The sequence below is a fragment of the Cryobacterium sp. LW097 genome (genome assembly GCF_002205495.2).
Classification (GTDB): domain Bacteria; phylum Actinomycetota; class Actinomycetes; order Actinomycetales; family Microbacteriaceae; genus Cryobacterium; species Cryobacterium zongtaii.
Genome location: NZ_CP021992.1, coordinates 712799 through 738636 on the forward strand (window position 1 = coordinate 712799; position 25838 = coordinate 738636).

General features: G+C 69.2%; 26 protein-coding genes. 13 read left to right on the forward strand and 13 right to left on the reverse strand.

Translation table 11 applies throughout. The features are described 5' to 3' along the window. Positions 1-8: 8 nt before the first annotated feature. From B7495_RS03280 to B7495_RS03295, 4 genes are read right to left on the reverse strand one after another with little or no spacing between them, the layout of a single operon-like run. Entirely contained in the window at positions 9-1010 is a 1002-nt protein-coding gene (locus B7495_RS03280; protein WP_088455313.1) for a MoxR family ATPase, read from the reverse strand. Then, a complete protein-coding gene (locus tag B7495_RS03285) occupies positions 1007-2254 on the reverse strand; it encodes a DUF4350 domain-containing protein (protein ID WP_088455314.1) in 1248 nt (415 codons plus the stop codon). The genes B7495_RS03280 and B7495_RS03285 overlap by 4 nt, the downstream gene beginning before the upstream one ends. After that, positions 2251-2868: a DUF4129 domain-containing protein gene (locus tag B7495_RS03290; protein WP_166789335.1), complete on the reverse strand. Its 618-nt coding sequence runs from the start codon at positions 2866-2868 to the stop codon at positions 2251-2253. Before B7495_RS03290 ends, B7495_RS03285 begins: the two co-directional genes overlap by 4 nt. A 41-nt stretch (positions 2869-2909) precedes the next feature. Beyond that, complete coding sequence (locus tag B7495_RS03295) at positions 2910-4103, reverse strand: hypothetical protein (protein ID WP_088455316.1); 1194 nt, start codon at positions 4101-4103, stop codon at positions 2910-2912. Positions 4104-4236: 133 nt separating this feature from the next. Here B7495_RS03295 and mtrA point away from each other — a divergent pair, with 133 nt between their 5' ends. The 6 genes from mtrA to secA all read left to right on the forward strand — a co-directional run bounded on the left by mtrA (position 4237) and on the right by secA (position 12786). Further along, a complete protein-coding gene (gene mtrA, locus B7495_RS03300) occupies positions 4237-4917 on the forward strand; it encodes an MtrAB system response regulator MtrA (protein WP_088455317.1) in 681 nt (226 codons plus the stop codon). A 7-nt stretch (positions 4918-4924) separates the two neighbouring features. Beyond that, positions 4925-6586 (forward strand): MtrAB system histidine kinase MtrB, encoded by a 1662-nt coding sequence (gene mtrB / locus B7495_RS03305; RefSeq protein WP_240632375.1) that lies wholly within the window; start codon positions 4925-4927, stop codon positions 6584-6586. Further along, the gene (locus B7495_RS03310) at positions 6579-8261 is read left to right on the forward strand and encodes an LpqB family beta-propeller domain-containing protein (protein ID WP_165787988.1); all 1683 of its coding nucleotides are present in this window, start codon (positions 6579-6581) and stop codon (positions 8259-8261) included. Before mtrB ends, B7495_RS03310 begins: the two co-directional genes overlap by 8 nt. 93 nt (positions 8262-8354) lie before the next feature. Next, positions 8355-9068, forward strand: coding sequence for a ComF family protein (locus B7495_RS03315; protein ID WP_240632376.1), 714 nt, complete (start codon positions 8355-8357; stop codon positions 9066-9068). A gap of 99 nt (positions 9069-9167) precedes the next feature. Next, on the forward strand, positions 9168-9872 hold the full coding sequence (gene hpf / locus B7495_RS03320) for a ribosome hibernation-promoting factor, HPF/YfiA family (RefSeq protein ID WP_088455321.1): 705 nt from the start codon (positions 9168-9170) through the stop codon (positions 9870-9872). Between the two features lie 100 nt (positions 9873-9972). Beyond that, positions 9973-12786 (forward strand): preprotein translocase subunit SecA, encoded by a 2814-nt coding sequence (gene secA / locus B7495_RS03325; RefSeq protein WP_088455322.1) that lies wholly within the window; start codon positions 9973-9975, stop codon positions 12784-12786. A gap of 109 nt (positions 12787-12895) precedes the next feature. Here the strand turns inward: secA and B7495_RS03330 are convergent, their stop codons facing one another. Further along, the gene (locus tag B7495_RS03330) at positions 12896-13402 is read right to left on the reverse strand and encodes an Rv3235 family protein (RefSeq protein WP_174776453.1); all 507 of its coding nucleotides are present in this window, start codon (positions 13400-13402) and stop codon (positions 12896-12898) included. A 205-nt stretch (positions 13403-13607) separates the two neighbouring features. On the opposite strand from B7495_RS03330, the gene B7495_RS03335 reads away from it, so the two are divergent. Then, the gene (locus B7495_RS03335; RefSeq protein WP_088455323.1) at positions 13608-14201 is read left to right on the forward strand and encodes a hypothetical protein; all 594 of its coding nucleotides are present in this window, start codon (positions 13608-13610) and stop codon (positions 14199-14201) included. A gap of 5 nt (positions 14202-14206) precedes the next feature. Here B7495_RS03335 and B7495_RS03340 read toward each other — a convergent pair whose 3' ends face one another. Further along, complete coding sequence (locus B7495_RS03340; RefSeq protein ID WP_088455324.1) at positions 14207-14530, reverse strand: helix-turn-helix domain-containing protein; 324 nt, start codon at positions 14528-14530, stop codon at positions 14207-14209. Between the two features lie 164 nt (positions 14531-14694). Between B7495_RS03340 and B7495_RS03345 the strand changes: the two genes are divergently transcribed. Both B7495_RS03345 and B7495_RS03350 read left to right on the forward strand, forming a co-directional pair. After that, complete coding sequence (locus B7495_RS03345) at positions 14695-15351, forward strand: SAF domain-containing protein (RefSeq protein ID WP_088455325.1); 657 nt, start codon at positions 14695-14697, stop codon at positions 15349-15351. A gap of 2 nt (positions 15352-15353) precedes the next feature. Beyond that, positions 15354-16832, forward strand: coding sequence for a septum formation inhibitor-activating ATPase (locus B7495_RS03350; protein WP_088455326.1), 1479 nt, complete (start codon positions 15354-15356; stop codon positions 16830-16832). Here the strand turns inward: B7495_RS03350 and B7495_RS03355 are convergent. Then, positions 16820-18502, reverse strand: a complete 1683-nt coding sequence (locus B7495_RS03355) for a DUF5671 domain-containing protein (protein ID WP_088457874.1) — start codon at positions 18500-18502, stop codon at positions 16820-16822. The two genes, B7495_RS03350 and B7495_RS03355, sit on opposite strands and share 13 nt — an antisense overlap. Positions 18503-18507: 5 nt before the next feature. Then, on the reverse strand, positions 18508-19011 hold the full coding sequence (locus B7495_RS03360; RefSeq protein WP_088455327.1) for a hypothetical protein: 504 nt from the start codon (positions 19009-19011) through the stop codon (positions 18508-18510). Between the two features lie 49 nt (positions 19012-19060). Here B7495_RS03360 and B7495_RS03365 point away from each other — a divergent pair, with 49 nt between their 5' ends. After that, a complete protein-coding gene (locus B7495_RS03365; RefSeq protein ID WP_088455328.1) occupies positions 19061-20554 on the forward strand; it encodes a sensor histidine kinase in 1494 nt (497 codons plus the stop codon). Between the two features lie 89 nt (positions 20555-20643). Here B7495_RS03365 and B7495_RS03370 read toward each other — a convergent pair whose 3' ends face one another. Beyond that, the gene (locus B7495_RS03370; protein ID WP_035837005.1) at positions 20644-20892 is read right to left on the reverse strand and encodes a WhiB family transcriptional regulator; all 249 of its coding nucleotides are present in this window, start codon (positions 20890-20892) and stop codon (positions 20644-20646) included. A gap of 182 nt (positions 20893-21074) precedes the next feature. Here B7495_RS03370 and B7495_RS03375 point away from each other — a divergent pair, with 182 nt between their 5' ends. Beyond that, on the forward strand, positions 21075-21512 hold the full coding sequence (locus B7495_RS03375; RefSeq protein ID WP_240632377.1) for a hypothetical protein: 438 nt from the start codon (positions 21075-21077) through the stop codon (positions 21510-21512). Here the strand turns inward: B7495_RS03375 and bcp are convergent, their stop codons facing one another. The 3 genes from bcp to aroA are packed head-to-tail and all read right to left on the reverse strand — an operon-like array spanning position 21513 to position 24440. Then, positions 21513-21986: a thioredoxin-dependent thiol peroxidase gene (gene bcp, locus B7495_RS03380; protein WP_088455329.1), complete on the reverse strand. Its 474-nt coding sequence runs from the start codon at positions 21984-21986 to the stop codon at positions 21513-21515. Positions 21987-22003: 17 nt separating this feature from the next. Continuing rightward, on the reverse strand, positions 22004-23068 hold the full coding sequence (gene rsgA, locus B7495_RS03385; protein WP_088455330.1) for a ribosome small subunit-dependent GTPase A: 1065 nt from the start codon (positions 23066-23068) through the stop codon (positions 22004-22006). 10 nt (positions 23069-23078) lie between these two features. Continuing rightward, entirely contained in the window at positions 23079-24440 is a 1362-nt protein-coding gene (gene aroA, locus B7495_RS03390) for a 3-phosphoshikimate 1-carboxyvinyltransferase (RefSeq protein WP_088455331.1), read from the reverse strand. 125 nt (positions 24441-24565) lie between these two features. Between aroA and B7495_RS03395 the strand changes: the two genes are divergently transcribed. Then, positions 24566-25180: a sigma-70 family RNA polymerase sigma factor gene (locus B7495_RS03395; protein ID WP_240632378.1), complete on the forward strand. Its 615-nt coding sequence runs from the start codon at positions 24566-24568 to the stop codon at positions 25178-25180. Beyond that, the gene (locus tag B7495_RS03400; RefSeq protein ID WP_088455333.1) at positions 25177-25419 is read left to right on the forward strand and encodes a zf-HC2 domain-containing protein; all 243 of its coding nucleotides are present in this window, start codon (positions 25177-25179) and stop codon (positions 25417-25419) included. Before B7495_RS03395 ends, B7495_RS03400 begins: the two co-directional genes overlap by 4 nt. Before the next feature lie 11 nt (positions 25420-25430). Here B7495_RS03400 and B7495_RS03405 read toward each other — a convergent pair whose 3' ends face one another. Beyond that, complete coding sequence (locus B7495_RS03405; RefSeq protein ID WP_088455334.1) at positions 25431-25760, reverse strand: hypothetical protein; 330 nt, start codon at positions 25758-25760, stop codon at positions 25431-25433. Positions 25761-25838: the final 78 nt, after the last annotated feature.

The following is a 25838-nucleotide window of genomic DNA, read 5'->3' on the forward strand; positions in this document are numbered from 1 at the left end:
GTCATCGGTTAGATCGGAACCTGGACCTGCTGCAGCACGCCGTGCAGGATCGTGTCGACGGTGATGCCTTCGAGTTCCGCCTCCGGGCGCAGTTGGATTCGGTGTCGCCAGACTGGCAGCACCATGGCCTGCACGTGATCGGGGGTGATCGACGCGTAACCGCTCAGCCACGCCCAGGCCTTGGCTGCGGCGAGGAGGGCGGTGGTGCCACGGGGGCTCACGCCCAGTTTGGCCGACGGGCTGTTCCGGGTGGCCCTGGCCAGGTCGACGATGTACGCCAGCACGTCGGGGCTCGCACCGACGGCGGCGACGGATGCCTGGGCCGCGGCGAGCTCGGCGGCACCGAGCACCGGGGTGACGCCCGCGGCGGTGAGGTCGCGTGGGCTGAACCCGGTGGCGTGCCGGCGCAACACCTCGAGCTCGACGTCACGCTCGGGGATGTCGAGCACGAGCTTGAGCAGGAACCTGTCCAGCTGGGCCTCGGGGAGCGTGTACGTGCCTTCGTATTCGATCGGGTTCATGGTCGCGGCCACGATGAACGGTTCCGGCAGCGGGAGCGAGAGCCCGTCCACGCTGACCTGGCGCTCCTCCATCGCCTCCAGCAGGGCGGACTGGGTCTTCGGTGGTGTGCGGTTGATCTCGTCGGCGAGCAGGATGTTCGTGAAGACGGGCCCGTTGCGGAACTCGAACTCGCCGGCCTTCGCGTCGTAGATGAGCGAACCGGTCACGTCGCCCGGCATCAGGTCGGGGGTGAACTGCACCCGCTTGGTGTCCAGGCTGAGCGCGTGGCTCAGGGACCGCACCAGCAGGGTCTTGGCCACACCGGGTACGCCTTCCAGCAGCACGTGACCGCGGGAGAGCAGGGCGATGATCAGTCCGGTGACGGCGCCGTCCTGCCCGACGACGGCCTTGCCGACCTCGGTGCGCACCTGCGCGAGGGCGCGGCGCAGGCTGTCGGTCGAGGCGTCGGCTGGGCTGGTCTCGGCGGATGTCGGGGCGTGGCTGGTCATGGTTCCATTCTTCCGGTTGACGGGCGAGCGGTGGGGGAGGGCCCGGCGCCGGGCGGGCGGGCGGCGAGGGCGGTGGCGCGTTCCAGTTCGTCGATGGCGTCCGACAGCGCCATCATGGCGGCGTCGCTGCCCGGCACCTCACCGACGAGCACGGCGTGCACGCGCTCCGGCGGCAGGGCGGTGAGCGCCGCGACAGTGCGGATCACCTGGTCGAGGGGCGCGGTCCGGGGCAATCCCGCGGCCTGGGCCATCCGGGCCACCGCACCGATCCGGATCGCGTCGACCGACCGCAGCCGGGCGCTGCCGCGGGCGTACAGCCGCGCGCGCCCTTCCATGGTCTCGCTGGCCCGCACGACGACGGGCAGGTTCTCGGCGACCAGGGGGCCGAACCGGCGGCCGCGCCACACCATGGCGGTGACGGCGACGCCCACCAGCAGGAGCAGCACCGGCGTCACCCAGCCGGGCGTGAGCGCGCCGAGCGAGGGCGGGCCGGTGACGGGCACGTCGGCCAGGGTCGGCAGATACCAGACCAGGGTGTCGGTGGCGCCGAGAAGGTTGAGGGCCAGCGCGGCATTGCCGTAGGTGGCGATCTCGTCGTTGGCGAACACCGCGGTGTCGGCAACCAGGGTGACGGTGCGGTCATCCGTGACCCGTTCGATCACCGAGAAGGTGTCGTTCTCGCCGGGGAAGCAGCCCGTATAGCCGGCGGTGCCCGCGGGCAGGCCGAGTGTCTTGCCGCCGGGTGAGATCGTTTCGGCGCGCTCGGCGGCCGGAACCGGGCACTCGGCGTCGAGGGAGTCCGCGCCAGACACGCCGCCGAACCCGACTTCGGGGGCCAAGGCCTGCAGGGCACGGAAGTCGGGGTCAACGACAACGGTGCGGCCGGCCAGATCACCGAGCCGATCGAGCTGGTCGGTGCTGAGGTAGCCGGACTCGTCGGAGAGGAACAGGGTGGCATTCCCGGCCGCGGCCGTCGCATCGCCGGCCTCGTCGAGGGTGTCCACCGGCACGACGGTCACCCCCTGCTGGCGGAGCACCTCGACGACGGCCATGCCGCCGGTCGGAGCGGGGTTGTCGGCCCCCAGCCGCGGGCCGGCGGCGCCCCCGGCCCCGGTGAGGATGAAGGCGACGACGGCCACGAGCAGGGCGCCGACCCCCGCGACGACCCAGAACACGGACCTCCGCAGCGCGAGGCGAATCGTGGGCGTGCTCGACACCGGACTCGCGGTGGTGACGGCGCTCACGGAGCCACCGGCGCCGTCGAGCGGGGACGGGCGGCCCGCAGATCGGCGTCGAGGTCGACCAGAGCGGAGTAACCCTGCTCGGTTCCGGTGCCGCCGAGGTAACGCACGCTCTCGAATACGCTCGCGCCGCTGATCAGCCGGGCCCGTTCGTCGGGGAAGGCGTCGCCGGCCAGTTCGGCGACGCGGTGCGCCGTCGTTCCCGGTGTCGGCCGCAGGATGGTGCGTTCCGCCAGCCCCTGGGCGATGGCCCGGAAGGCCTCCTCGCTGGCGAGGGTCCAGTCGCCGGCCGATGCGGCGGCGGCGGCCGATTTACGCAGTTGATCCGCGGTGCGGCGATCATCGGCGGCGAACAGTCCCGCGGCCTTCCGGCGGCGACGTGCCCGCCGGGGCAGCCCGAAAACGAGCACGGCGGCCACCAGCAGGGCGATCCCGATCAGCGTCGCGACCAGCGGGATCCAGCCCCCGCTGCCGTCGCCGACGAAGGACAGCGAAGAGAACCAGTCGAAGATCGCCTGGGAGAGCCTGTCGAACCAGGTGGGCTGGGCCGCCTGGTAGGGAGCCTTGGCGAGCTCATCGCGCAGCCACTGCTGCGCGTCGGGCGCGCCGGGATCCACCGGGATCCCCATCCACGGCAGAACCGGCCCCCACCCCGCGATCATGCCCAGGGCGACCCCGGGTCGGGGCGGGCCGCAGTGTCGGCGGCAGCGGGCGCGGTGCGGGTGAGGTAGGGATCGCTGGCCTTGGTGCCGGGGGCCGCTTCGACGAACCTCTGCAGCTCCAGGTCAAGGCCCTCCTTGCGCATCCGCAGGTCGATGTAGATCAGGGCGACGGCGGCCGACTGCACGACGGCGGTCACGGCGCCCAGGACCAGGGCGATCAGGAGCGTGAGGACGTACAGCACGATGGCGGGAATGTAGGCGTCGAAGGCGGCGTTCGGGTCGATCAGGCTGAGCACCACGCTGAACAACAGCGACAGCGGGGTGGTCACGATCTGCGCGACGACGTTCACGATCACCGTGATCAGCAGCAGAACACCCAGGGTGCGCCAGAAGAAGCCGCCCGTCAACGACCAGGAACGCCGGATCGCCTGCCGGATGCCCAACCGTTCCAGCACGATCAGGCTCGGGACGACGGCGGTCTTGGTGCTCACCCAGGCTCCCAGGGCGACGAGCCCCAGTCCGCCGAAGACACCGACGATCACGGCCGCTGCGATCCACCCGCCGCCCAGGAGGACGCACACGAAGACCAGTCCACCGATGAGCAGCACGCCGACCAGCAGCGCCGCGCTGAGCAGCAGGGTCCAGCCGACCAGTGGCCACACCCGCCGACCCACCTGGCGCCACAGCGCGCCCAGGCGCAGCTTCTCACCCAGGGTTGCCCGGGACACCTCGAGCACGATCACGCCCTGCAGAAGTGCCGACGCGACGATGGTCAGGGCGACAGGTATCAGGGCGGACAGCACGATGGTGAGGATCGCGCCGGCCTCGACGGCATCCTGTTCATCGACCGGCGCCGAGGCGACCCGGCTGAGGGCGAAAAAACTCACCAGGCCGACGACGACCAGGGTAATCAGGAGCGTGGCGCCCTGCACGATCAGTGCGCTGCCGAAGGTGGCCTTGGGATTGCGCCGCAGAACCTGGAAGGGAGCGCCGAGCAGGGTACCGAAGCCCAGCGGGCGCAGCGGAATCAGACCGGGCTTGGGCGGCGGGGCCCAGGCCGGCGGCGCACTGGGCCGGTAGCCGCCGGACGGTGCCGCCGGAGGGGTGCCGGGCGCGCCTGTCGGGGCGTATTCGCCGTAGCGAGGTACGCCGGGGGAGGTGGTCGGTGGGTGCCAGTCTGGGTCCGTCACGCCTCCATGCTGGCATACCCGGACTGCACTGTGTGGCCTGCGCGATATCTCGGAGCCGTGTCGACTATTCTTGTGCCAGAGATTGCCCGTGTCGTGCGCGTTATTGCCCGGTGACCGGGCGGAAAACGGATCAATGAACTCACGCATTTTGGTTGTCGACGATGACCCCGCACTCGCTGAGATGATCGGCATCGTCCTGCAGGGCGAGGGCTTCGAGCCGCACTTCTGTGCGGACGGGGCGCAGGCCCTTGACGCGTTTCACAGCGTCGTGCCAGACCTGGTGCTCCTCGACCTCATGCTGCCCGGGCTGGACGGCATCGAGGTGTGCAGCCTGATCCGGGCCGAGTCCGGCACCCCCATCATCATGCTGACGGCGAAGTCGGACACCACCGATGTGGTCAAGGGGCTGGAATCCGGCGCGGACGACTACATGGTCAAACCGTTCAACCCCAAGGAGCTCGTCGCCCGGATTCGTACCCGGCTGCGACCGGTCCCGGTGGAGACGCCCGCCAGTCTGCAGATCGGCGACCTCGTCGTCGACGCCGCCGGCCACGAGGTCAAGCGCGGAGAGCAGAGCATCAACCTGACTCCGCTGGAATTCGACCTGCTGCTGGCGTTGGCCTCCAAACCAGCCCAGGTCTTCACCCGTGAGATGCTCCTCGAACAGGTCTGGGGCTATCACTACAAGGCCGACACCCGGCTGGTCAATGTGCACGTTCAGCGTCTGCGCGCCAAGGTCGAAGACGACCCTGACAACCCGCGCATCGTGATGACCGTGCGCGGAGTCGGCTACCGCGCCGGCGCCGCCAGCTAGGGGCCCGGTGGCTGCGCGGTTGGACGTGTGGAGGCTGGACTGGCGATCGTGGGGATCGTGGCGCCGCCTGGCCCAGCAGCTGCGGCGCAGCTGGCGCTCCTCCCTGCAGTTCCGCACCGTCGCCATCACGGTTCTGGCGTCGGGCGCCGCCATTGGACTGGTCGGCGTGTACATGTCGGTCAGTGTCGGCAACGACCTGTTCCAGTCGCGGCTGACCCAGATTCTGGTGGACTCCAACCGGGCCACCAGCGCCGCCCAGGGAATCCTGGACTCCTCGGATGCCGTCGACCGGGTGCAGGTGCAGACGCTGTTGGAGTCAGCCCGCACGTCGATCTCCGCCGCGTCGTCGAGCCGGTTGGTCGCCGTCTTCAGGGTGCCGGGGCAGGAATCGTCGACCGTGGCACCCCAGGACTCCTCGACGTTCGGATCATCCACCGCGGTCATCTCGCCGGAAATCCGGGAGGCCGTGCAGGACGACGCCGACGGGCAGTTCTGGCAATCGGTGACTCTGGCCTCCGACGACGGTTCGTCGGTGCCCGGAATCGTCGTCGGCTCCCAGATCACGGTCCCCGTCGCCGGGCGCTACGAGCTGTACATCGGGTACAGCCTCGCCGACGCCGAATCGACGCTGCTGTTCGTGCAGCGGACCCTGGGCGGCGCCGGCCTGGCCCTGATGGTGTTGATCGGAGCGGTCACCTGGATCGTGGTGCGCTTCGTGGTCGCCCCGATCCAGGTGGCGGCCCAGACCAGCCAGAAACTCGCCTCCGGTGACCTGGGCGTGCGGATCCCCGAAAAGGGCGAGGACGTGATCGCGACGCTGGCCCGTTCGTTCAACGGCATGGCCGACAGCCTGCAGAGCCAGATCAAGGAACTGGCCGACCTGTCCGAGGTGCAGCAACGTTTTGTGTCCGACGTCTCGCACGAGCTCCGCACCCCTCTCACCACGATCCGCCTGGCCGGAGACCTCCTCTACGACCAGCGGGCCAGCTTCCCGCCGGCCACCGAACGCACCGCGGAGCTGCTGCACACCCAGGTGGAACGCTTCGAGCTGCTCCTGGCGGACCTGCTCGAGATCAGCCGCTATGACGCCGGGTCCGTCGAGCTCGAATCCGAACCCACCAATCTTGTGCATCTGGCGGAGGACGTCATCGACGGCATGCGCTCGCTCGGAGATTCCAAGGGGAGCGAGATCAGGCTGGCCGCGCCCGGCGGGCATCTGGCCGCGGAGATGGACCCACGACGGGTGCGCCGCATCGTCAACAACCTCATCGGCAACGCCATCGAGCACGGCGAGGGCAAACCGATCGTCGTGTCGGTGGACAGCAACGAATCGGCGGTGGCGCTGTCGGTACGGGACTACGGAATGGGCATGACCCAGGCCGAGATCACCCACGTGTTCGACAGGTTCTGGCGGGCTGACCCGTCCCGCAAACGCACGATCGGCGGCACCGGGCTCGGCCTGGCCATCTCCCTCGAGGATGCCGCCGCCCACCGCGGCTGGCTGCAGGTCTGGTCCAGTCCCGGCGCCGGGTCCTGCTTCAGACTGACCCTGCCCCGCACAACCGGCGTCGCGCTGACGGTGTCGCCCAACCCGCTGCCGCCGGCGGATGCCGACACCGCCGGATTCGTGTCGCCCCACGCCGAACCGAGAAGAGACCACCATGCGTAGCCCGGCCAGGCTCGTCGCCGTCGTCACCGCGATGGCCCTCCTGCTCGGCGGCTGCTCGAGCATTCCGCGCACCGGGGCAGTGCAGACCGGCCAGGACGTGGTGGCCGGGGAAAACCCGGCCCCGGTCTTCCTGCCGGACCGGCCACGGGACGGGGCCTCGATGGAGGAGATCCTGACCGGATTCATCGGTGCCGCCACCAGCCCGGACAACAACTACGAGATCGCCAGGGAGTTCCTGACGGCGGATTTCAGCGACACCTGGAAGTCCGACACCGGTGTCACCGTTGAAGACGGGTCTGGGCGCATCGTTGTGCCCGTCGACGACAGCACCATGCTCGTGTCCGTGCGACCGGTGGCCGAGGTCAACGCGATCGGTGAGTACCACGGCGACGCCGCGTCGGCGAACGTGCAACTGCGCTACCAGTTCGCGCAGGTGAACGGCGAGTGGCGGATCAGTGCGGCGCCCAACGGCACCGTTCTCGACCAGAACACCTTCGAGGACGTCTTCAGCGCCCAGTCGCTCTATTTCTTCGACCCGGACTTCCAATTCCTGGTGCCCGACGTGCGGTGGTACCCGCGCGGGACATCCCTGCCGACCAAGATCGTCAACGGCGTGCTCAGCGGACCCAGTGAGTGGCTCGCCGGCGCGGTGACGTCGGCGTTCCCCGAGGGCACCGCCCTCACCGCCGACGCCGTCACCGTGGTGGCCAGGGACGCCAAGGTGGATCTGAACAGCGAGGCGTTGAACGCCGACAGGCTGACCCTGCAGCGGATGAAGAGCCAGCTGGAGAACAGCCTGCCCAGCGGGCTCACGGTCACTGTCACGATCAACCGGAACTCTCAGGACATCGCCGCTCTCGGCGCGAACGAACCCGTGGTGAACCCCCGGGTGGATGCGCGGGCCCTCGTGCTGCGCGATGGCGAGTTCGGGTTCCTTGCCGCGACCGGCAAGACGATCAACCTGTTGCCGGGGCTGTCGGAGTCCGTCGCCGCCCTCGCACCCAGCGCGGTCACGCTGTCGCCGTCGCAGACGGCGGCCGCCGCCCTCACCGCCACCGGGGTCTACGGAGTCAGGGTGGGCGAGGATGCCAGGCTGCTCGATCCGCGGCAGAACCTCATCGCCCCGTCCATCGACGGCTCCGGCTATGTCTGGTCGGTGCCGGGAGACCGGCCCAACGAGCTCTTCGTGTACAACACTCAGGGAGCGGCGCAGGCCATTCCGACGCCCTGGCTGGACTCCTCGGCGATCACCGCGCTCAAGGTCTCCCGCGACGGCACCCGGGTGATCGCGCTGCTGAGCGCGGCCGGCGAGCTGCGCCTCGTGGTGGCCGGTGTGCTGCGGGAGAACGGCGCTCCGGTCGGCCTGGGCGACCCCGTGCAGCTGGCCACCGACGCCGGAATCCCGATGGATGCGACCTGGGTCGACCAGGCAACGGTGGCGTACCTGAGCCTGCAGCCAGACGGAGAAAGTCGCGTCGTCTCCCACGAGATCGGCGGCACCAGCGAGCAGCTCGAGTCGTCGACGGGAATCCGCTCGATCACGGGCAGCAACCTGTTGCGCGACCTGCGGGCGCTGTCCGTGGAGGGGTCACTCCTGGTGCAGCGCGGCATCGGCTGGCAGGAACGTATCGACGCGGTCACCCTCGTGGCCACCCAGCAGGGTACCGGCGGCTGAGCCGGCCCTCCTCCCCAGCCGCCGCGGCCGCCGACAGTGCACAGGTGAGCGCGTCAGGTCGCAGGGATCACCCCGACGCGCGAGTCTGACCGGATGACCAGCGACCGAGGGGTGATGCAGACGGTGCGCGCGGCAACCCGTGCCGCCGTCCTCGATGCCTGGGCAGTGCTGATGCCCACCCAGTGCAGCGGCTGCGGCACGCCGGACCGGGCGCTGTGCGCCGCCTGCCTGAGCGCGCTGCGTGCCCAGCCGAGGGCGGTCTACCGGGAGGACCTCACGGTCTGGTCCGCGTTGGAGTACACCGGCGTGGTGGGCAGGGTGCTGGTGGCGTACAAGGACGGCGGTCGAACGGATGCCGCTCCGGCGCTCGCCGTGGCGCTTCGCCTGGCCGTGGGGGCGGCATTGGTCGCCGCAGAGCACACCCAGGTCTCCAGTGGCATCGTGCTGGTCACCGTGCCGTCCTCCCGCCGGGCCTGGCGGGCGCGCGGGTTCCACCCCGTCGACCTGCTCCTCCGCCGGGCCGGCCTCCGCGGGAGCGCGCTCCTGCGGCCGCGTGCCGGCGTCGCGGACCAGGTCGGGTTGGGCCGGCAGCAGCGGATGGACAACCGCAGCGGCACGCTGGTGGCGACCAGGCCGCTTGCCGGCAGCCGGATCCTGCTCGTCGACGACATCGTGACCACAGGCGCCACCCTCCTGGAGGCCCGGCGCGCCCTCCGACAGGCCGGCGGTGAGGTGGTCGGAGCGGCGACCGTCGCGGAAACACGACGGCACCATCCCGACATTCATCGTTCACGGGAAACTGATTGACAAAAGCTGTGACTTATCCAGCTGGCACGACTACGGTTGTGCCAAAGGCGCGTACCAATCGCCCGGATCAGGGGCGGTTCGCCAGATCTGGAGGTCGTCATGGAAACTAACATCGTTGGACGCAACCTGGGGATCACTGATCGCTTCCGGGAATATGCGACGGAGAAGGCCGAGAAGATCGCCGGCCTCGCCGACAAGGCCCTCGCCCTGGAAATCAAGGTCAGTCGTCACACCGAGAAGAGCGGCGCCGCCGGTAACGACCGCGTCGAACTCACGCTCATCGGCAAGGGGCCCATCGTCCGGGCCGAAGCCGAGGGCAGCGACAAGTACGCGGCCTTCGACATCGCCCTCGGCAGGCTCCTGGAACGGGTGCGTCGAGCCAAGGACCGCCGGAAGGTGCACCGTGGGGGCGCGCACCGGCCCACCTCGCTGCATGAGGCGTCGTCGTCAGGTTTCGCGGTGATCGACATCGTCCCGGCCGACGTCGAGACCCTGGAGCGCGTGCGCACCGGGGCGATCCAGGTCGTCTCCGACGAGGCCGGCGAGACCGAAGAAGCCGAGGAGGTCTACAGCCCGGTGGTCATACGTCGCAAGGTCTTCTCTGCCGCGCCCATGACCGTGGACGACGCCCTGTACTTCATGGAGCTCGTCGGTCACGACTTCTACCTGTTCCAGGATGCCGAATCCAACCGGCCCAGCGTCGTCTACCGGCGCAAGGGCTGGGATTACGGTGTCATCGAACTGGACCCGAACTCCGACGCAGCGAGAGAGCTGGCGTCAGTGTCCAGCGGGTCCAGCTCCTGACCAACTAGCATTGCTATAGTTGCCGGCTAGGTCGGCGCTACGTGCGTCCGACCGGACGACAGGCGTGTTCGCACGCCGTGACGACTAGTGGAGTGCATTCGTGGCCGGAATACTGGAAAAAGTTCTTCGTGTTGGCGAGGGGCGCATTCTGCGTCGACTCGAGAGCTACGCAAAGGCCATCAATGCGCTGGAAGACGACTTCAGCACCCTCAGTGATGAGGAGCTGAAGAACGAGACCGTGCAGTTGCGTGAGCGTTACTCGGGCGGTGAGTCGCTGGACGATTTGCTGCCCGAGGCGTTCGCCGCCGTACGAGAGGCCTCCACCCGCACCCTGGGCCTGCGGCACTTCGACGTCCAGCTCATGGGCGGCGCGGCCCTGCACCTGGGCAACATCGCCGAGATGAAGACCGGTGAGGGCAAGACCCTGGTCGCCACCACGGCGGCCTACCTCAACGCCATCACCAGCCGTGGTGTGCACGTCATCACGGTCAACGACTACCTGGCCAGCTACCAGAGCGAACTGATGGGCCGCGTGTTCCGCGCCCTGGGCATGACCACCGGATGCATCGTCTCCGGACAGACCCCCGCGCAGCGTCGCGAGATGTACGCCTGCGACATCACCTACGGCACCAACAACGAGTTCGGCTTCGACTACCTGCGCGACAACATGGCCTGGCAGGCCAGCGACATGGTGCAGCGCGGTCACTACTTCGCGATCGTCGACGAGGTCGACTCGATCCTCATCGACGAGGCCCGCACCCCGCTGATCATCTCCGGACCCGCATCGGGGGAGGCGAACCGCTGGTTCACCGAGTTCGCCAGCCTCGCCAAGCGCCTCGTCGTCGACGAGGACTTCGAAGTCGACGAGAAGAAGCGCACCGTCGGAGTGCTCGAACCCGGCATCGAAAAGGTCGAGGACTACCTCGGTATCGACAACCTCTACGAATCCGCGAACACCCCGCTGATCTCGTTCCTGAACAACGCCATCAAGGCCAACGCCCTGTTCAAGAAGGACAAGGACTACGTCGTGATGAACGGCGAGGTGCTCATCGTCGACGAGCACACCGGCCGCATCCTGATGGGCCGCCGCTACAACGAGGGCATCCACCAGGCGATCGAGGCCAAGGAAGGCGTCGCGGTCAAGGCCGAGAACCAGACCCTGGCCACCGTGACCCTGCAGAACTACTTCCGCCTGTACTCGAAGATCTCCGGCATGACCGGAACCGCCGAGACCGAGGCCGCCGAATTCATGAGCACCTACAAGCTCGGCGTCGTCGCGATCCCCACCAACAAGCCGATGCAGCGCATCGACCAGTCCGACCTGATCTACAAGAACGAAGAGGCCAAGTTCGGCCAGGTCGTCGAGGACATCGTCGAGCGCCATGCCAACGGACAGCCGGTCCTGGTCGGCACCACGAGCGTCGAGAAGAGCGAATACCTCTCCCGCCTGCTGGCGAAGAAGGGCGTGCGCCACGAGGTCCTCAACGCCAAGAACCACGCTCGCGAGGCCGCGATCGTCGCCCAGGCCGGCCGCCTGGGCTCGGTCACCGTCGCCACCAACATGGCCGGCCGTGGCACCGACGTGATGCTCGGCGGCAACGCCGAATTCCTCGCCGTCGCCGCGATGAACGCGAAGGGCCTGAGCCCGGTCGAGACACCGGACGAATACGAAAAAGAGTGGGACGACGTCTTCGCCGCCGTCAAGGCCGAGGTCTCCGAGGAGGCCGACAAAGTCATCGCCGCCGGCGGACTGTACGTGCTCGGCACCGAACGCCACGAGTCCCGCCGCATCGACAACCAGTTGCGCGGCCGCAGCGGTCGCCAGGGCGACCCGGGCGAGAGCCGGTTCTACCTCTCGCTCACCGACGACCTGATGCGCCTGTTCAACGCCGGCGCCGCCGAAAGCCTGATGGGCCGCCAGGGTGTTCCCGACGACATGGCCATCGAGTCCAAGGTGGTCAGCCGTGCGATCCGCAGCGCCCAGTCGCAGGTCGAGGGCCGCAACGCCGAGATCCGCAAGAACGTCCTCAAGTACGACGACGTGCTCAACCGCCAGCGCGAAGCGATCTACAGCGACCGACGGCACATCCTCGAGGGTGACGACCTGCACGAACGCACCCAGCGGTTCCTCGAAGACGTCATCGACGAGGTGCTCGAGGTCCACACCGGCGAAGGCAACGGCGACGACTGGGACTTCGACGCCCTGTGGACCGAGCTGAAGACCCTCTACCCCGTCGGCCTCACCATCGACGAGGTCATCTCCGAAGCGGGCAACAAGGGCAAGATCAACCGTGACTTCATGCGCCGGGAGATCATCTCCGACGCCAAGGTCGCCTACGCCCGCCGTGAGGAATCGCTCGGTTCACCCGCGATGCGCGAACTCGAACGCCGCGTGGTGCTCTCGGTCATCGACCGGCGCTGGCGCGAGCACCTCTACGAGATGGACTACCTCAAGGACGGCATCGGCCTGCGCGCAATGGCGCAGCGCGACCCGCTGGTCGAGTACCAGCGTGAGGGCTTCGCCATGTTCCAGCAGATGATGGGCCAGATCCGCGAAGAGACCGTCGGGTTCCTGTTCAACCTCGAGGTCGAGGTGTCCCAGCCGGCCGGTGCCGTCGACGCGCCGATCGTCGCCGCCAAGGGCCTGACCCCTCCGGCCGAATCCGGCCAGGAGAAGCTGAGCTACACCGCCCCGAGCGACTCCGGCGGAGTCGAGGTGCGCAACCAGCGCGGCCAGATCCAGCAGGCCGCGACGGACCGTGCCCGCCGCGCCGCCGCGCCCGCCGTCGCCGACGCTGAACCGGCCGTGCCGGCCGGCCCGCCGCAGCGCGGTGCCTTCGGCCAGCGCGCCGAGTCCGACACCCCGGCGGCCAACAACCGCGCCGAGCGTCGCACCCAGGGCAAAAAGAAGTAAGCAGCACGCGGCCAAACAACTGGGCCCGGTGCGGACAATTGCGTCCGGTACACCGGGCACAGTTGTCCGCTCGGGCAACAGTCGGCCGGCCGCAGGGGCGTCCGCAGGGTCAGAGCACGTTGATGGCGCTGGCCCGCCAGCGGTTGTCCAGCCCTTCCAGGCGCACCGCGACGGCGCGCACGCGCACCTTGCTGTGCACGATCACGACGGCCTCGATGATGCCGTCCCTGGGTTCGTTGATGCTCACCCGGCCGATCGTGATGGCGGGGCGTTGCGCGCGCTGCCCCTTGACCGCGCGGGCCCTGGCCGAGAGCACCACCCGCTTGAGCAGGTGCCTGTAGACGTCGTCGCTCACCCAGCGAGCCAATTGGTCGAGCTCCCTGGCGCCGGCCAGGACCTCGATGACGCACCGGGTGAGGTTGATCAGCAGGGGCTCCGGATCGGGGAGCACGGCGCGGGACGTCGGTTGATGGTCGAAGAAGTCGTCGGACTGGAATCCCTCGGCGGACTCGCGGGTGACGTCGGGAGCGGCCGCGCCGGGGGGAGTGCCCCGGGGATTGGGGCCGTTCGCAGACGGCGAAAGCAGGGGGTCGGGCTCGGCAAGTGGATCGCTCATGGGTTGCTCCAGATGCATGGATCCGTGGTGTCGACGAGGAGAGCGGGCTGTTGTGGCTGTCTAACGGGTGGAACACCGGATCGACCCCGAGACGGCTGAGGCCTTGGGCGACACTCAACCACCCGAAAACCGGTCTGTCTAGGCTTGTCCGGGCGGCTGTGGATAACGTCAGCGTCGCAGGCGGCCAGCCGACTACCGTCGGGGTGTGCGCTGGGACAATCTGTTCGACGACCTCGAAAGTCAGCTCGAGAACGAGTTGAACGCCGAGGACCTCGAGCTGCGCGCGGAGGAGGAGCGGTTGCGCCTGGGCCGGCTGGCGCTCCGTCAACGGCTGACCGGCGTGGTCAACGGTCCGGCGCCGTCACGGGTGCTCAGGGTGGTGCTTGTCGACGGCCAGGTCCTCACGGTGCGACCGACCACATTCGGCAGGGACTGGCTGGCCGCCGACCTCCTCGAAGCCGGTACCGGCAGCCCGCAGTGCATACTCCCGTTTGCGGGTATCGGCGCAGTCATCCTGCAGCCCGATCAGGTGCCGGACTCGCTGGCGGTCGAGACGGGGGCGCCGGCCCGGCTCGTCGACCGCATCGGCCTCTCGTTCGTTCTGCGAGATCTGTGCCGGCGCCGCAAGAGCCTGCAGATCCAGACCGGGGTGGGGCCGGTGACCGGGACCATCGACAGGGTGGGCCGGGATCATGTGGACCTGGCGGTGCACGCGCCGGGTACCCTTAGGCGGGCCGGTGAGGTGCGGCAGTACCGGATCGTGCCGCTGAACCAGATCCACCTGGTGCGCCTGGACTGAGACGATCAGGGCGTGGTGTCGTCGCCCGTTGGGGGATCGGTGAGCTCGTCGGGGCGCAGAATCCGGCCCCCGGACAGCTCGGGGATGTTGCCGAAGTCGGACTGTTCCCAGAGCGACAGCCGGCGGGCCTCCTCGTACTTCGCCTCGATGTATGACTCGAGCACGACCCGCTCCACCCGCCAGGCGCCGGCGGCGCCGATGCGGATGGCGGGCAGCTCACCGGTTCGCACCAGATCATTCGCGGCGGCGAGCGAGAGATTCAGGATCTGGGCGGTGTCGGCGAGCGTCAGGAATCGGCCCACCGATGCGGAGGATACGGGATCGCTCATGAGAACGATTATCCGTCGTGTTCGCCGATCCCGTGGGGTGAGCCGACGACCTGTGGATAACTTCAGCGCGCTGCTCCAGGTCCCGTCACGATGGTAGCCAGCCTGAACCTGGCGAGACAGTGGATAAGCGAGACAGTGGATAAGACAGTGGACGAGGTGCGCGGATGAGGACAGGACAGCCGGCCGGTTCGGGCCGACCGACGACATCGACGAAGACCCGGTTCTGGTTCGATCCACGGTTCGCACTCGGCCTGGTTCTCGTCGTGGCCTCCATCGTCGGGGTCAGTGTCGTCGTGGCCGGCAGCGACCGCACCGTCGCGGTGTATGCGGCCAGGGTGCCGCTGGCCGTCGGCGATCGTCTGGACGCGGCCGACCTGGTCGAGACCGAAGTGCGGATCGGGGCGGCTGTGGAGCTGTACCTCACCCCCTCCCTGGTCCCCGCCGACGGCCTGGTCGTAACGCGCACCGTCACCGCCGGCGAACTCGTCCCGGCGGCCGCCGTGGGAACCCGGGCGGGCGAGGCCGTCACGAGCCTGGTCCTCGACCTGCGCGGGAGGCTGTCGACGAGCCTGGCGGCCGGGTCCGTCGTGGATGTGTGGTCAGCCGGCGAGGTCGAGAGCGGCCTGTTCGGCCCTCCGGCCGTCCTCGTCGGTCGTGCGGCCATCGTGCGCATCCTGGAGCCGTCCGGACTGATCCAGTCCGGTGACGGCCGAGCCGTGGAGGTGCTGGTGCCCAAGGACAAGGTCGCGGCGGTGCTGGAGGCGATTGCCAACGACGAGGCGCTGTCCCTCGTGGCCGTGAACGCCCCGATCGGAGGCTGACGATGACGCTGCTAGCCCTGGCCCTGGACCGGGAGACCGAGGACCGGCTGCTCGCCGACATCATCGAGCACGGGCACGTGATCGTCGCCCGGCCGGCGAACGTGCGCGAACTGCTCGCCGCGATCGACCGGCACGACCCAGAGGCGCTGATAGTGGGAGCAACGGCCGGCACCCTGACCATCGAGGTACTCGCGGCCAGCGACGCGAACGGCATCCGCGTCGTCGCCCTCGCCGCGACGGAAGCGGAGCGCCGCTACGCCGCCGAGCTCGGGCTGCACGAGGTCGTCGACGCCGAGGCCGCCTGGGCCGAAATCGAACGCGTGCTGACGGAGGGCGGCGATATCCCGCTGCGCATCGACGATGACCCACCGCCCGACGCCGTCCCTCCCGTACTGCCCCGACGGTCCGGCTCCGGACGACGGGCGAAAGAGGGCCGGCGAGCCGATCGGCCGGAGGCGCGTCGGGCCCGCCGCCGACCCAGGGCCGAGACCCCCACCGCCGACTCCGCGGCCGGCGACCCGTACGCATCCGACCCGTACGCATCCGACGCATTCGAGTCGGACCCGCACGCGTTCACCGACGACGTCACCGCGGGACTCACCGGATCGGGCACCGTGATCGCAGTGTGGGGTCCGTCCGGGGCTCCCGGCCGCACCACCCTGGCCATCAACATCGCGGCCGAGATCGCGGCCGCGGGTCACACCGTGGTGCTGGCGGACGTCGACACCTACAGCGGTTCGATAGCGCCGAGCCTGGGCCTCCTCGATGAGGCGCCTGGATTCGCGGCGGCCTGCCGGCTGTCCGGTTCCGACACCCTCACGCCGGTCGAACTGGAACGCATCGCCCACCGCTACAACTCGCCACGGGGCGCCTTCTGGGTGTTGACCGGGATCGGACGACCGTCCAGGTGGCCCGAGTTGTCGGCGGAACGGGTCAGCGGCACGATCTCGGCGTTGCGGCGCTGGGCCGACTACGTGGTGCTCGACACGGGGTTCAGTCTGGAGAGCGACGAGGAGATCTCGAGCGACCTGTTCGCGCCCCGCCGCAACGCGGCGACACTGGCCGCCCTGGGGATCGCCGACCGGGTGGTGGCCTGCGGTCTGGCCGACCCTGTGGGCATGGCCAGGTTCCTGCGCGCCTGGAGCGATCTCACCGACGTGATCAGCACCCATCGGGTGTACGTCGTGATGAACAGGGTGCGCTCCAGCGCCGTCGGCCCGGCTCCCGCCGCCCAGGTGAGCAGTGCGCTGCGGCGGTTCGGCGGCATCGACGCGGCCGTTCTGGTGCCGCATGACCAGGCCGGAGTTGATGCCGCTGTGCTGTCCGGGCGCACCCTGCGGGACGCGGCGCCGCGGTCACCGGCCCGGTTGGGCATCCTCGCCCTCGTCCGCGACGAACTGCTGCCGGCCCCGGATGCCCACCCCGCCCGGCGGCCGTGGCGCCGGGTCTTCGCCTGGCGGCGAACGGCTCAGGCCACCTGAGCCGCCGCCACCGGGATCACCGTGAGTGTGCCGTCGACGCCGACTATCAGCAGGACCCTGTCGCCGCTGACGCCGTGCAGGGCCTGCTCGACGTGCGCCGGATTCGGCAACACCGCGGTCCCGCCGGCCCGCTGCCAATAGACCACGGGTGCACCGGTGAGTCGGCGCAGATGCGTCACGACGGGCTCCGCGCCGGGACCCATGACCAGCACCAGCTCGCCGACCACACCGGCCGGCGGGGCGGCCGGGGCGCTGGCAGGCGGAGCCGGGGGAGCGGTCGCGGCGACCGCGGCTCGGTCCTGGCGCCAGACCGTGAAGTGATATCCCGCCACCAGAGCGGTGGCCGCGAGCAATCCGAGGGGCGCTCGGATACGGTCCAGGAGTCCGGGGTCGCCGGCCAGAACGGTGTCGAAGAGCCGGAAGCCGATGACCAGGAGTGTGATCAGGGCGACGATGGCGCTGATGCCGAATACCACCACGAGATAGACGCTGCGGCCGGCGGAACGGCGAGGGTCGGCCGCCGGCCCGGTGGCCGGCCGCCAGGTGAGCCACCACACCGGCCCGCCGACCAGCAGCGAGCTGATGCCGCCGAGCAGCAGGGTGCGGGGGTCCGACCCGGACAGCGGAGTGGTCGCGGTGGCCAGGAGCGCGTTCACGATGACTCCGAGCCCGGTCGCGGCGGCGACCAGCGAGATTCCGCTGGTCACGAGGGTGCTCGCCTGGCGCACAGCGGCGGTCCGCCGACGCGCCACCCCGCGGTGATAGACCCAGATCAGGCCGCCGACGAGGGCTGCAGCAATCGCCGGCCCCAGCGGCTCACACACCACCGCAACGGCGTCGGTGCGGTCGACGGCCAGCCGTAGCAGCACGAACACGACGGTGCCGGTACCGGCTAGGGTCAGCAGGGCACCACCCAGGATGCCGACGCCGACCAGGGCCACCCCGGCCAGGGCGGTCCCGGCGGTGCGGCCACCGTCGCGGCGCCAGTGCCACCACCAGACCAGAGCGCCGCCGGCCGCCCAGACCAGGGCCTGCACGGCACCGGTCCACCAGGGCGACCCCACTGACCCGGCCGCACCATCCGTGCCCAGCCCGACGGCGAGGGCCTCGTCCACGAGCATCGTGAGCGCAGTCACCGCGCCGCCGGCCCCGATCACCAGCCCGAACGTGCCGCCGAGCACCGCGGCGGTGCCGGGCAGCCGAGTGGGCCGCCGGTCGGTTCGGCGCAGCACAAACCCGTGCCCGGCCCACACGCCCGCCCAGACCAGACCCGTCGCCGTCTCGGCTGTGACGGCCTCAGCGGTCACGGCGGCGGCGACGGCGCTCAGCAGCGCCGTGGCTGAAACGACCAGGGCGAGGGTGCCCATGCCCACCAGGTACAACGCCCAGGCCAGCGACGCCCGCTCCGGCGGATCGGCCAGGCGGCGCCAGGCGAACCAGCCCAGAACCGCCGCCAACGGTCCAGCGATCAGGGTGAAGGTCAGCGACACCGCGAGGCCGACGGTGTCGGTGCCGGCGAGCTGCTCACCGGTGACCACGTCGAACAGCCGGCCCAACAGGTCGCTCACACCGCTCGCCGTGAGCACCACCAGCACGAAGAGGATTGTGTACACCACGACCCTGCGCACGATCGGTGCGGCACCTGGTCGCGGCGAGGTCGCCGCCGTCATCGCGGTCACGGGGTGTCTCCCTGGCTGCGGGGCGGGCACACGGTGAGTCGCCACGGCGCCTCGTCGATGAGCCAGTCTTCGTCGACCCGCACCAGCTCGAAGGCCTCCTCTGCTTCATACTCCGACGACCCGAACGGGCCGCTGCCGTACGAGGTGACGATCAGCACCCGCACGTCGGCGTTCGAGCCTCGTTCGGTGGTGTCGACGAGGTTGATCCGGATGTCGTCGGTGGCCGACGAGTCCGCCGCGGTCTCCCCGCTGTCGCAGTCCGCCAGTACGGCAGCGCTCAGGTAGCGGGCCGCGCTCGTCTCATCGCCGTCCAACACCGCCGTCGAATATCGCTGCACCACCCCGCCGGGCGTGCCGGCGTCGAGGAGGGCGGGCTCGCTCCGGGTGAACACCACGACGAGAGCCACCGCGACGAGAAGGATGATCAGGCCCAGGACCACCCAGAGCGCCGGGTCTCGCCGGGCGGGCGATGCGGGAGTCGGAGGAACAGCAGAGGTCATATCGAGAGCATGGCGTATCCGCCGCTGCGGCACCACATAGGCTGGTCACGTGTCGACGCTCAGTGATCTCGTACTTGCCCAAGGCCGCAACAGCGCGGAGGACGTCGACTGGCTGCACATGCTGGTCTCCGACGGCCAGCTGCTGGCCGACCTCGCCTTCGCCGACATCGTCGTGTGGGTGCCGACGCTCGGTGGCAGCTTCGTCGCCGTCGCCCACGCCCGGCCGTCCAGCGCCGCCACCCTGTTCTACCGGGACTTCGTGGGCCAGGAGATCAAGGCCGAATGGCGCAAGCAGGTGACCGAGGCCTTCGACACCGCGAAGATCATCGACACCACGGCGCCGGACTGGTACGAGGAGACCCCCACCAGGGTGAGGGCCATCCCGGTGCGCCGCCGCATCAGTTCCAGCGGCGCCGAGATCACTCCGGAGCCCATCGCCGTACTCACCCGGCACACCAACCTCAGCGAGACGCGCACCCCCGGCCGTCAGGAGCTGACCTTCAACGACTGCGCGAACGACCTGTTCGCCATGATCGCTTCCGGCGACTTCCCCGACCTGGGTGCCCCGACCGGTCCTCGGCGCGGCGCCCCCCGGGCGTCGGATGGCCTGATCCGGCTGGATCTGGACGGCGTCACCACTTTCGCCAGCCCCAACGCGCTCTCCGCGTTCAACCGGATGGGCTTCGCCGACGAACTCGAGGGCGAGTCGCTGGCCGAGGTGACGACGAGCCTGCTCTCCGGCAAGGCCGTGGTCGACGAGTCCCTGCCTCTGGTTGTGACCGGCCGGGCCCCGTGGCGCACCGACATCGAGGCCCGAGGGGTGACGGTGTCGCTGCGCGCCATCCCGATCCGCAACCGGGGCGAACGGATCGGCGCCATCGTGCTCTCCCGCGATGTGACCGAGCTGCGGCACCAGGAGCGCGAGCTGATCACCAAGGATGCCACCATCCGGGAGATCCACCACCGGGTCAAGAACAACCTGCAGACCGTGGCGTCGCTGCTGCGCATCCAGGCGCGGCGCACCCACTCCGACACCGCCCGCGAGGCCCTCAACCAGGCCATGCGCCGGGTGGCGGCCATCGCCGTCGTGCACGACACCCTGTCCTCGGGCCTGAGCCAGAACGTGGACTTCGACGCCGTGTTCGACAGGGTACTGCTGCTGATCGCCGAAGTGGCCTCCGCGCACAACACCACGGCGCACCCGAAGTCGTCCGGCAGCTTCGGCATCCTGCCCAGCGCCTACGCCACCCCGCTGGCCCTGGCACTGACCGAGCTCGTCACCAACGCCGTCGAGCACGGACTCGCCGGCCGGGAGGGCGAGGTCGCCATCGAGGCCGAGCGCAACGAGGAGACCCTCACCGTGCGCGTCCGTGACAACGGTTCGGGGATGCCGGAGGGCAAGGTCGGATCCGGGCTCGGCACCCAGATCGTCCGCACGCTCATTCAGGGTGAGCTCAGCGGCACGATCGACTGGCACACCATGATGGACAGCGGCACAGAAGTCACCATCGAGATCCCGCTGCGCTTCATGGAATTCGACTGATCGAATCAACCGGCGGCACCGCGTCGCGATACAACAAAACGGGCGAGCAGCCGAAGCTGCTCGCCCGTTCAGAAGCTAGAGGAGAGGCTCTAAGAGGCGCGGCGTGCGCGGGCGGCGCGGCGCTTGAGGGCGCGGCGCTCGTCTTCGCTGAGGCCGCCCCAGACGCCGGAATCCTGCCCGGTCTCGAGAGCGTACTGAAGGCAAACCTCCGTGACGTTGCAGCGGGCACAAACGGATTTGGCCTTCTCGATCTGGTCGACTGCGGGACCAGTGTTACCGACCGGGAAGAAAAGTTCCGGGTCAGCGGTAAGGCAGGCTGCTTTATCGCGCCAATCCATAGGGGTGCTCCTTTATTGCGGGGGGATGCCTGGCCGATCGGCCGAAGATGCGGGGATGCCCAGGTTGCAGGAAGGTCAGATCTGCGAAGAGATCTGCTCACCACCCTGTGAGCGTCAACCGGGCCTTAAATATGGTCCCATAATAGGGATGTCAAATCAATAGTTTTGTATGGGATATCGCTGTGAGACAACCGTTCGACCCCAGCCAGGACGGCCTGGACGCGCCCAGGCCGGCCCGTCGGTCCCGCGCGCTCATCGCGCTGGTGCTGCTCCTGGCCGCCGAAGCCGCCCTGCTCTGGGCGGCCGTGCTGTGGCTGATCCTGGAGCTGCTGACCGATCAGCCCGCCTCCTTCGCCAGCGCGCTGGCGATTCTGGTGCTCACCATCGTCGCCGCGGTCTGGGTGTCGGCCATCACCGTCGGCGCGCTCCGCGGGCGTTCCTGGATCCGGGCGGCGGCCGTGACCTGGCAGCTGGTTCAGGTCTTCGTCGCCATCGGCTGTTTTCAGGGCCTGTACGCCAGGCCGGACCTCGGCTGGGCGCTGCTCATCCCGTCGGTGCTCGTGATCGTGCTGCTATTGACCCGCAGCGTGGTCGAGGCCACGAGCCGCCGCGAGCCCTAGTTAGATCCCGAGCTTCTTGCGCAGGCTGGCAACGTGGCCGGTGGCCTTCACGTTGTAGAGGGCCAGTGTCACCAGACCGGCTTCATCGATCACGAAGGTCGAGCGCAGCACGCCCGTGACGATTTTGCCGTAGAGGTTCTTCTCTCCCCAGGCGCCGTAGGCGCGGTGAACGGCGAGGTCCTCGTCGCTGAGCAGCGGGAAGGTGAGGTGATCCTTTTCGGCGAAGGTCGCCAGCTTCGCCATGGTGTCCTTGGACAGGCCGAGCACCTGGTAGCCGGCTGCGGCGAGCGAGCCCAGGCTGTCGCGGAAGTCGCAGGCCTGGGTGGTGCAGCCCGGGGTCATGGCGGCCGGGTAGAAGTACACCAGGACCTTCTGGCCGCGGTAGGAGGCCAGGCTGACCGAGGCGCCGTCCTGGTCGGTGAGGGTGAAGTCTGGGGCCGTGTCGCCGGCTGCGAGCCGCGTGGAATCCGTCATGGAACCCACGCTACCGGTCAGTTCTCACCCGGGCGGTGCGCCGGCGCGGCCGCGAAGGTGGCCAGGAGGCGCTGGAGCGAGTCCAGGCGGGCCTTCCCGGTGTCGCCCAGGGTCCCGGCAGCCACGGCCTCGTTGATGGCGCAGTCCGGCGAGCTGGGCAGGTGCGTGCAGCCGCGCGGGCACTTCTCGGCGATGGTGGCCAGGTCGGTGAAGGCGCGCAGGATGTTGTCGGTGTTGATGTGGCCCAGGCCGAAGGAGCGCACGCCGGGGGTGTCGATGACCCAGCCGCGTCCGGCCTCCGTTTCGAGCCGCAGCGAGATCGTCGACGAGGAGGTGTGCCGGCCGCGGCCGGTGACGGTGTTGACCACGCCGACGGCGCGGTGCGCGTCGGGCACGAGGGCGTTCACCAGGGTGGACTTGCCCACGCCGGAGTGGCCCACGAAGACGGTGTCGTGGCCGACCAGCGCCGCGGAGATTTCCTCGAGGGGCATGGCGTCGTCGCGGCTCTGGAACACGGGCAGGTCCAGGCCGGCGAAGTTGTTCAGGAACTCGGCGGGGTCGGCGAGGTCGGTCTTGGTGATGCAGAGGATGGGGGAGACCCCGGCGTCGTAGGCGGCGACGAGGTAGCGGTCGACGAGACGGATGCGCGGTTCCGGGTTGGCCGCGGCCACCACGATGAGCATTTGGTCGGCGTTGGCCACGATCACGCGCTCCACGGCGTCGGTGTCGTCGGCGCTCCGGCGCAACAGGGTCTCGCGGGCCACGATGCGCACGATGCGGGACAGGCTGCCCGCGGCGCCGGTGGTGTCGCCGACGATGTCGACGCGGTCGCCGGTGACGACGGCGTGCTTGCGCAACTCGCTGGCGCGCGCGGCGGTGACCCGGCGTTCGGTGGGTTCGTTCTCGTCGAGCATCACCGTGTAACGACCGCGGTCGACGGAGAGGATGCGTCCGGTCAGGGCGTCGCCGTGCTCCGGCCGGGTCTTGGTGCGCGGTTTGGTGCCCTTACGGCCCGGGCGAATCCGCACGCTCGATTCGTCGAACTCCGGCTCATCGTCATCCGGGCTCGACCACCAGGTCATTCTGTGCCCGTCACGAAGCGACCGGCCCGGACACCAGGCCGTGCCACAGCTCGGCGAACTGCGGGAGGGTCTTCGCCGTCGTGCCGATGTTCTCCACCTCGACACCCGCGACGACCAGCCCGAGCAGCGCTCCGGTGGTGGCCATCCGGTGGTCGTCGTAGCTGTGCCAGGTGCCGCCGTGCAACGGCCGCGGCTCGATGGCGAGTCCGTCCGGCAGTTCGGTGACGTGGCCGCCGAGATTGTTGATCTCCGTCGCCAGGGCGGCGAGCCTGTCGGTCTCGTGGTGGCGGATGTGGCCGATGCCGGTGATGGTGCTCGGGGAGTCGGCCAGGGCGGCCAGGCCCACCAGGGTGGGGGCCAGCTCGCCGCCGGTGGACAGGTCGAGGTCCACCCCGGTGATCCGGCCGGTGCCGGTGACCGTGAGCCTGTCGCCGTCGACGGTGACGGTGGCGCCGAAGCGCGGCAGCAGTTCGGCCAGGTGGGCGCCCACCTGGGTGGTCGTGGTCGGCCAGCCCGTGATGGTGACGCTGCCGCCGGCGACCAGAGCCGCGGCGAGGAACGGGGCGGCGTTGGAGAGGTCGGGTTCGATGTCGACCTCGGTGCCGCGGATCGGACCCGGTTCGACACACCAGACGCCGACCTCGGGGCTGGTGACGGTGACGCCGCGCTGCGCAAGGGTGTGAATGGTCATCTCGATGTGCGGCAGGCTCGGCAGGCGCTCGCCGGAGTGGCGCAGCCGCAGGCCGTTGGTGAAGCGGGGGGCCGCGAGCAGCAGGCCGGACACGAACTGGCTGGAGGAGGACGCGTCGATGGTCACCTCGCCACCGTCCAGGCCGCCGGTGCCGTGCACCGTGAACGGCAGGGCACCGCGACCGTCGTCGTTGATGTCGGCGCCCAGCGCGCGCAATGAACTGATCGTGGTCTTCATAGGTCGGCGTTTGGCGCCGGCGTCACCGTCGAAGGTGGTCGGGCCCAGCGCGAGCGCGGCGACCGGCGGCAGGAACCGCATCACGGTGCCGGCCAGACCGCAGTCGATCGTGGTGGAACCGAACAGCTCGCCGGGCGTGATGCGCAGGTCGGGGCCATATTCGCCGTCACCGTCGACGGACTCGATGGTTGTGCCGAGCTGCCGCAGCGCGGCAACCATGAGGTCGCTGTCCCGCGAGTGCAGCGGGGCGCGCAGCACCGAGGGCGCGTCGGCCAGGGCAGCCAGGACGAGTTCACGGTTGGTCAGCGACTTGGAGCCGGGCAGCGACAGGGTTGCCGTCAGCGCTCGCGGCGCGACGGGGGCCGCCCACAGGGCATCCGTCTCTTCGGGCGAATTGTCGCCGTATGGATCGAACTCCGGCTTGGAATATCTCGAGATCAACATCGGTTATCAGAATAGTCGGGATTGCCGATACACAGTGAGGCACAGGAGGTCACGTGAGCGCATCCACGCTTATGGAACGCACGGCCGCGACGCCCAGTGGCGTCGACGGCTTAGAATTGCCCGTGATGACAACAGATACAACTGCCACGCGGGACCTGTTCGAAGCACAGGCCATGCCGTTCATCGACCAGCTCTACGCAGCGGCGATGCGGATGACACGGAACCCCTCTGACGCCCAGGACCTCGTGCAGGAAACCTTCGTCAAGGCGTTTGCGTCGTTCAAGCAGTTCGAGCAGGGCACCAACCTCAAGGCGTGGTTGTACCGGATCCTCACGAACACCTTCATCAACACCTATCGCAAGAAGCAGCGTGAGCCCTACCAGGGCACCATCGACGACCTCGAGGACTGGCAGCTGGGCGGCGCGGAATCCACGACGGCGACGTCGAGCCGCTCCGCGGAAGCCGAAGCGATCGACCACCTGCCCGACAGCGCCGTCAAGGACGCCCTCCAATCGATCCCGGAGGACTTCCGCCTGGCGGTGTACTTCGCCGACGTCGAAGGCTTCTCCTATCAGGAGATCGCCGAAATCATGAAGACCCCCATCGGAACGGTGATGAGTCGCCTGCACCGTGGCCGCCGCCTGCTGCGCGAGCTGCTGGCCGGTTACGCCCTCGAGCGCGGACTCGGCACCGGCCAGAGCGCACCGATCAAGAAGACATCCGGGAGCACAGGAAAATGACCGATTGCGGTTGCGAGAAGGCCAAGGCCGAACTCGAAGAGTATCTGCACAACGAACTCCGCAAGGAGGACGCCATCGACATCCGGGAGCACCTGGAGCACTGCCCGGACTGTCGCAGCGAACACCACGTCGGGCGCACCCTCACCGAGGTGATGCAGCGGGCCTGCAAGGAGACCGCTCCCGAGGACCTGCGCGATCAGGTCTTGCTGCGGCTGCGTGCCATCCAGTCAGCGCACTGACGGCAGGCGCACTAGCCGATCCGCGCCACCTTCACTTCGATCGTCGTCACGGCAGGGTCGCCTGACTCGACGAAGTACTCCTCGATGGTGTCGTAGACCCTGCGGCAGACCTCCGTCGCCGCGTCAGCGTCCGCGATGCCGATGGCGACGGATGCCGTGACGCCCTCGTCCGTCTCGGTCAGTGTGACGAATTCCGGAGCCGTCGGCTTCGCCGTGATCGCCCCGACAACCTGGTGCACCACGGTGGCCACGATGGGCGCTGCCGGGTAGAGTTCGTCAACGCCCGGAACCTGTTCGACGGCTGCGGCCAGCTCCTCGGTCGGCTTCGTGGATGTGCTCATGACATCTCCAGTCTCGGGGGAGCGGGTGGTACCAGATCAGTGTAGATCTTCGGCGCTGAAAAAACTTTCCTGCGAATC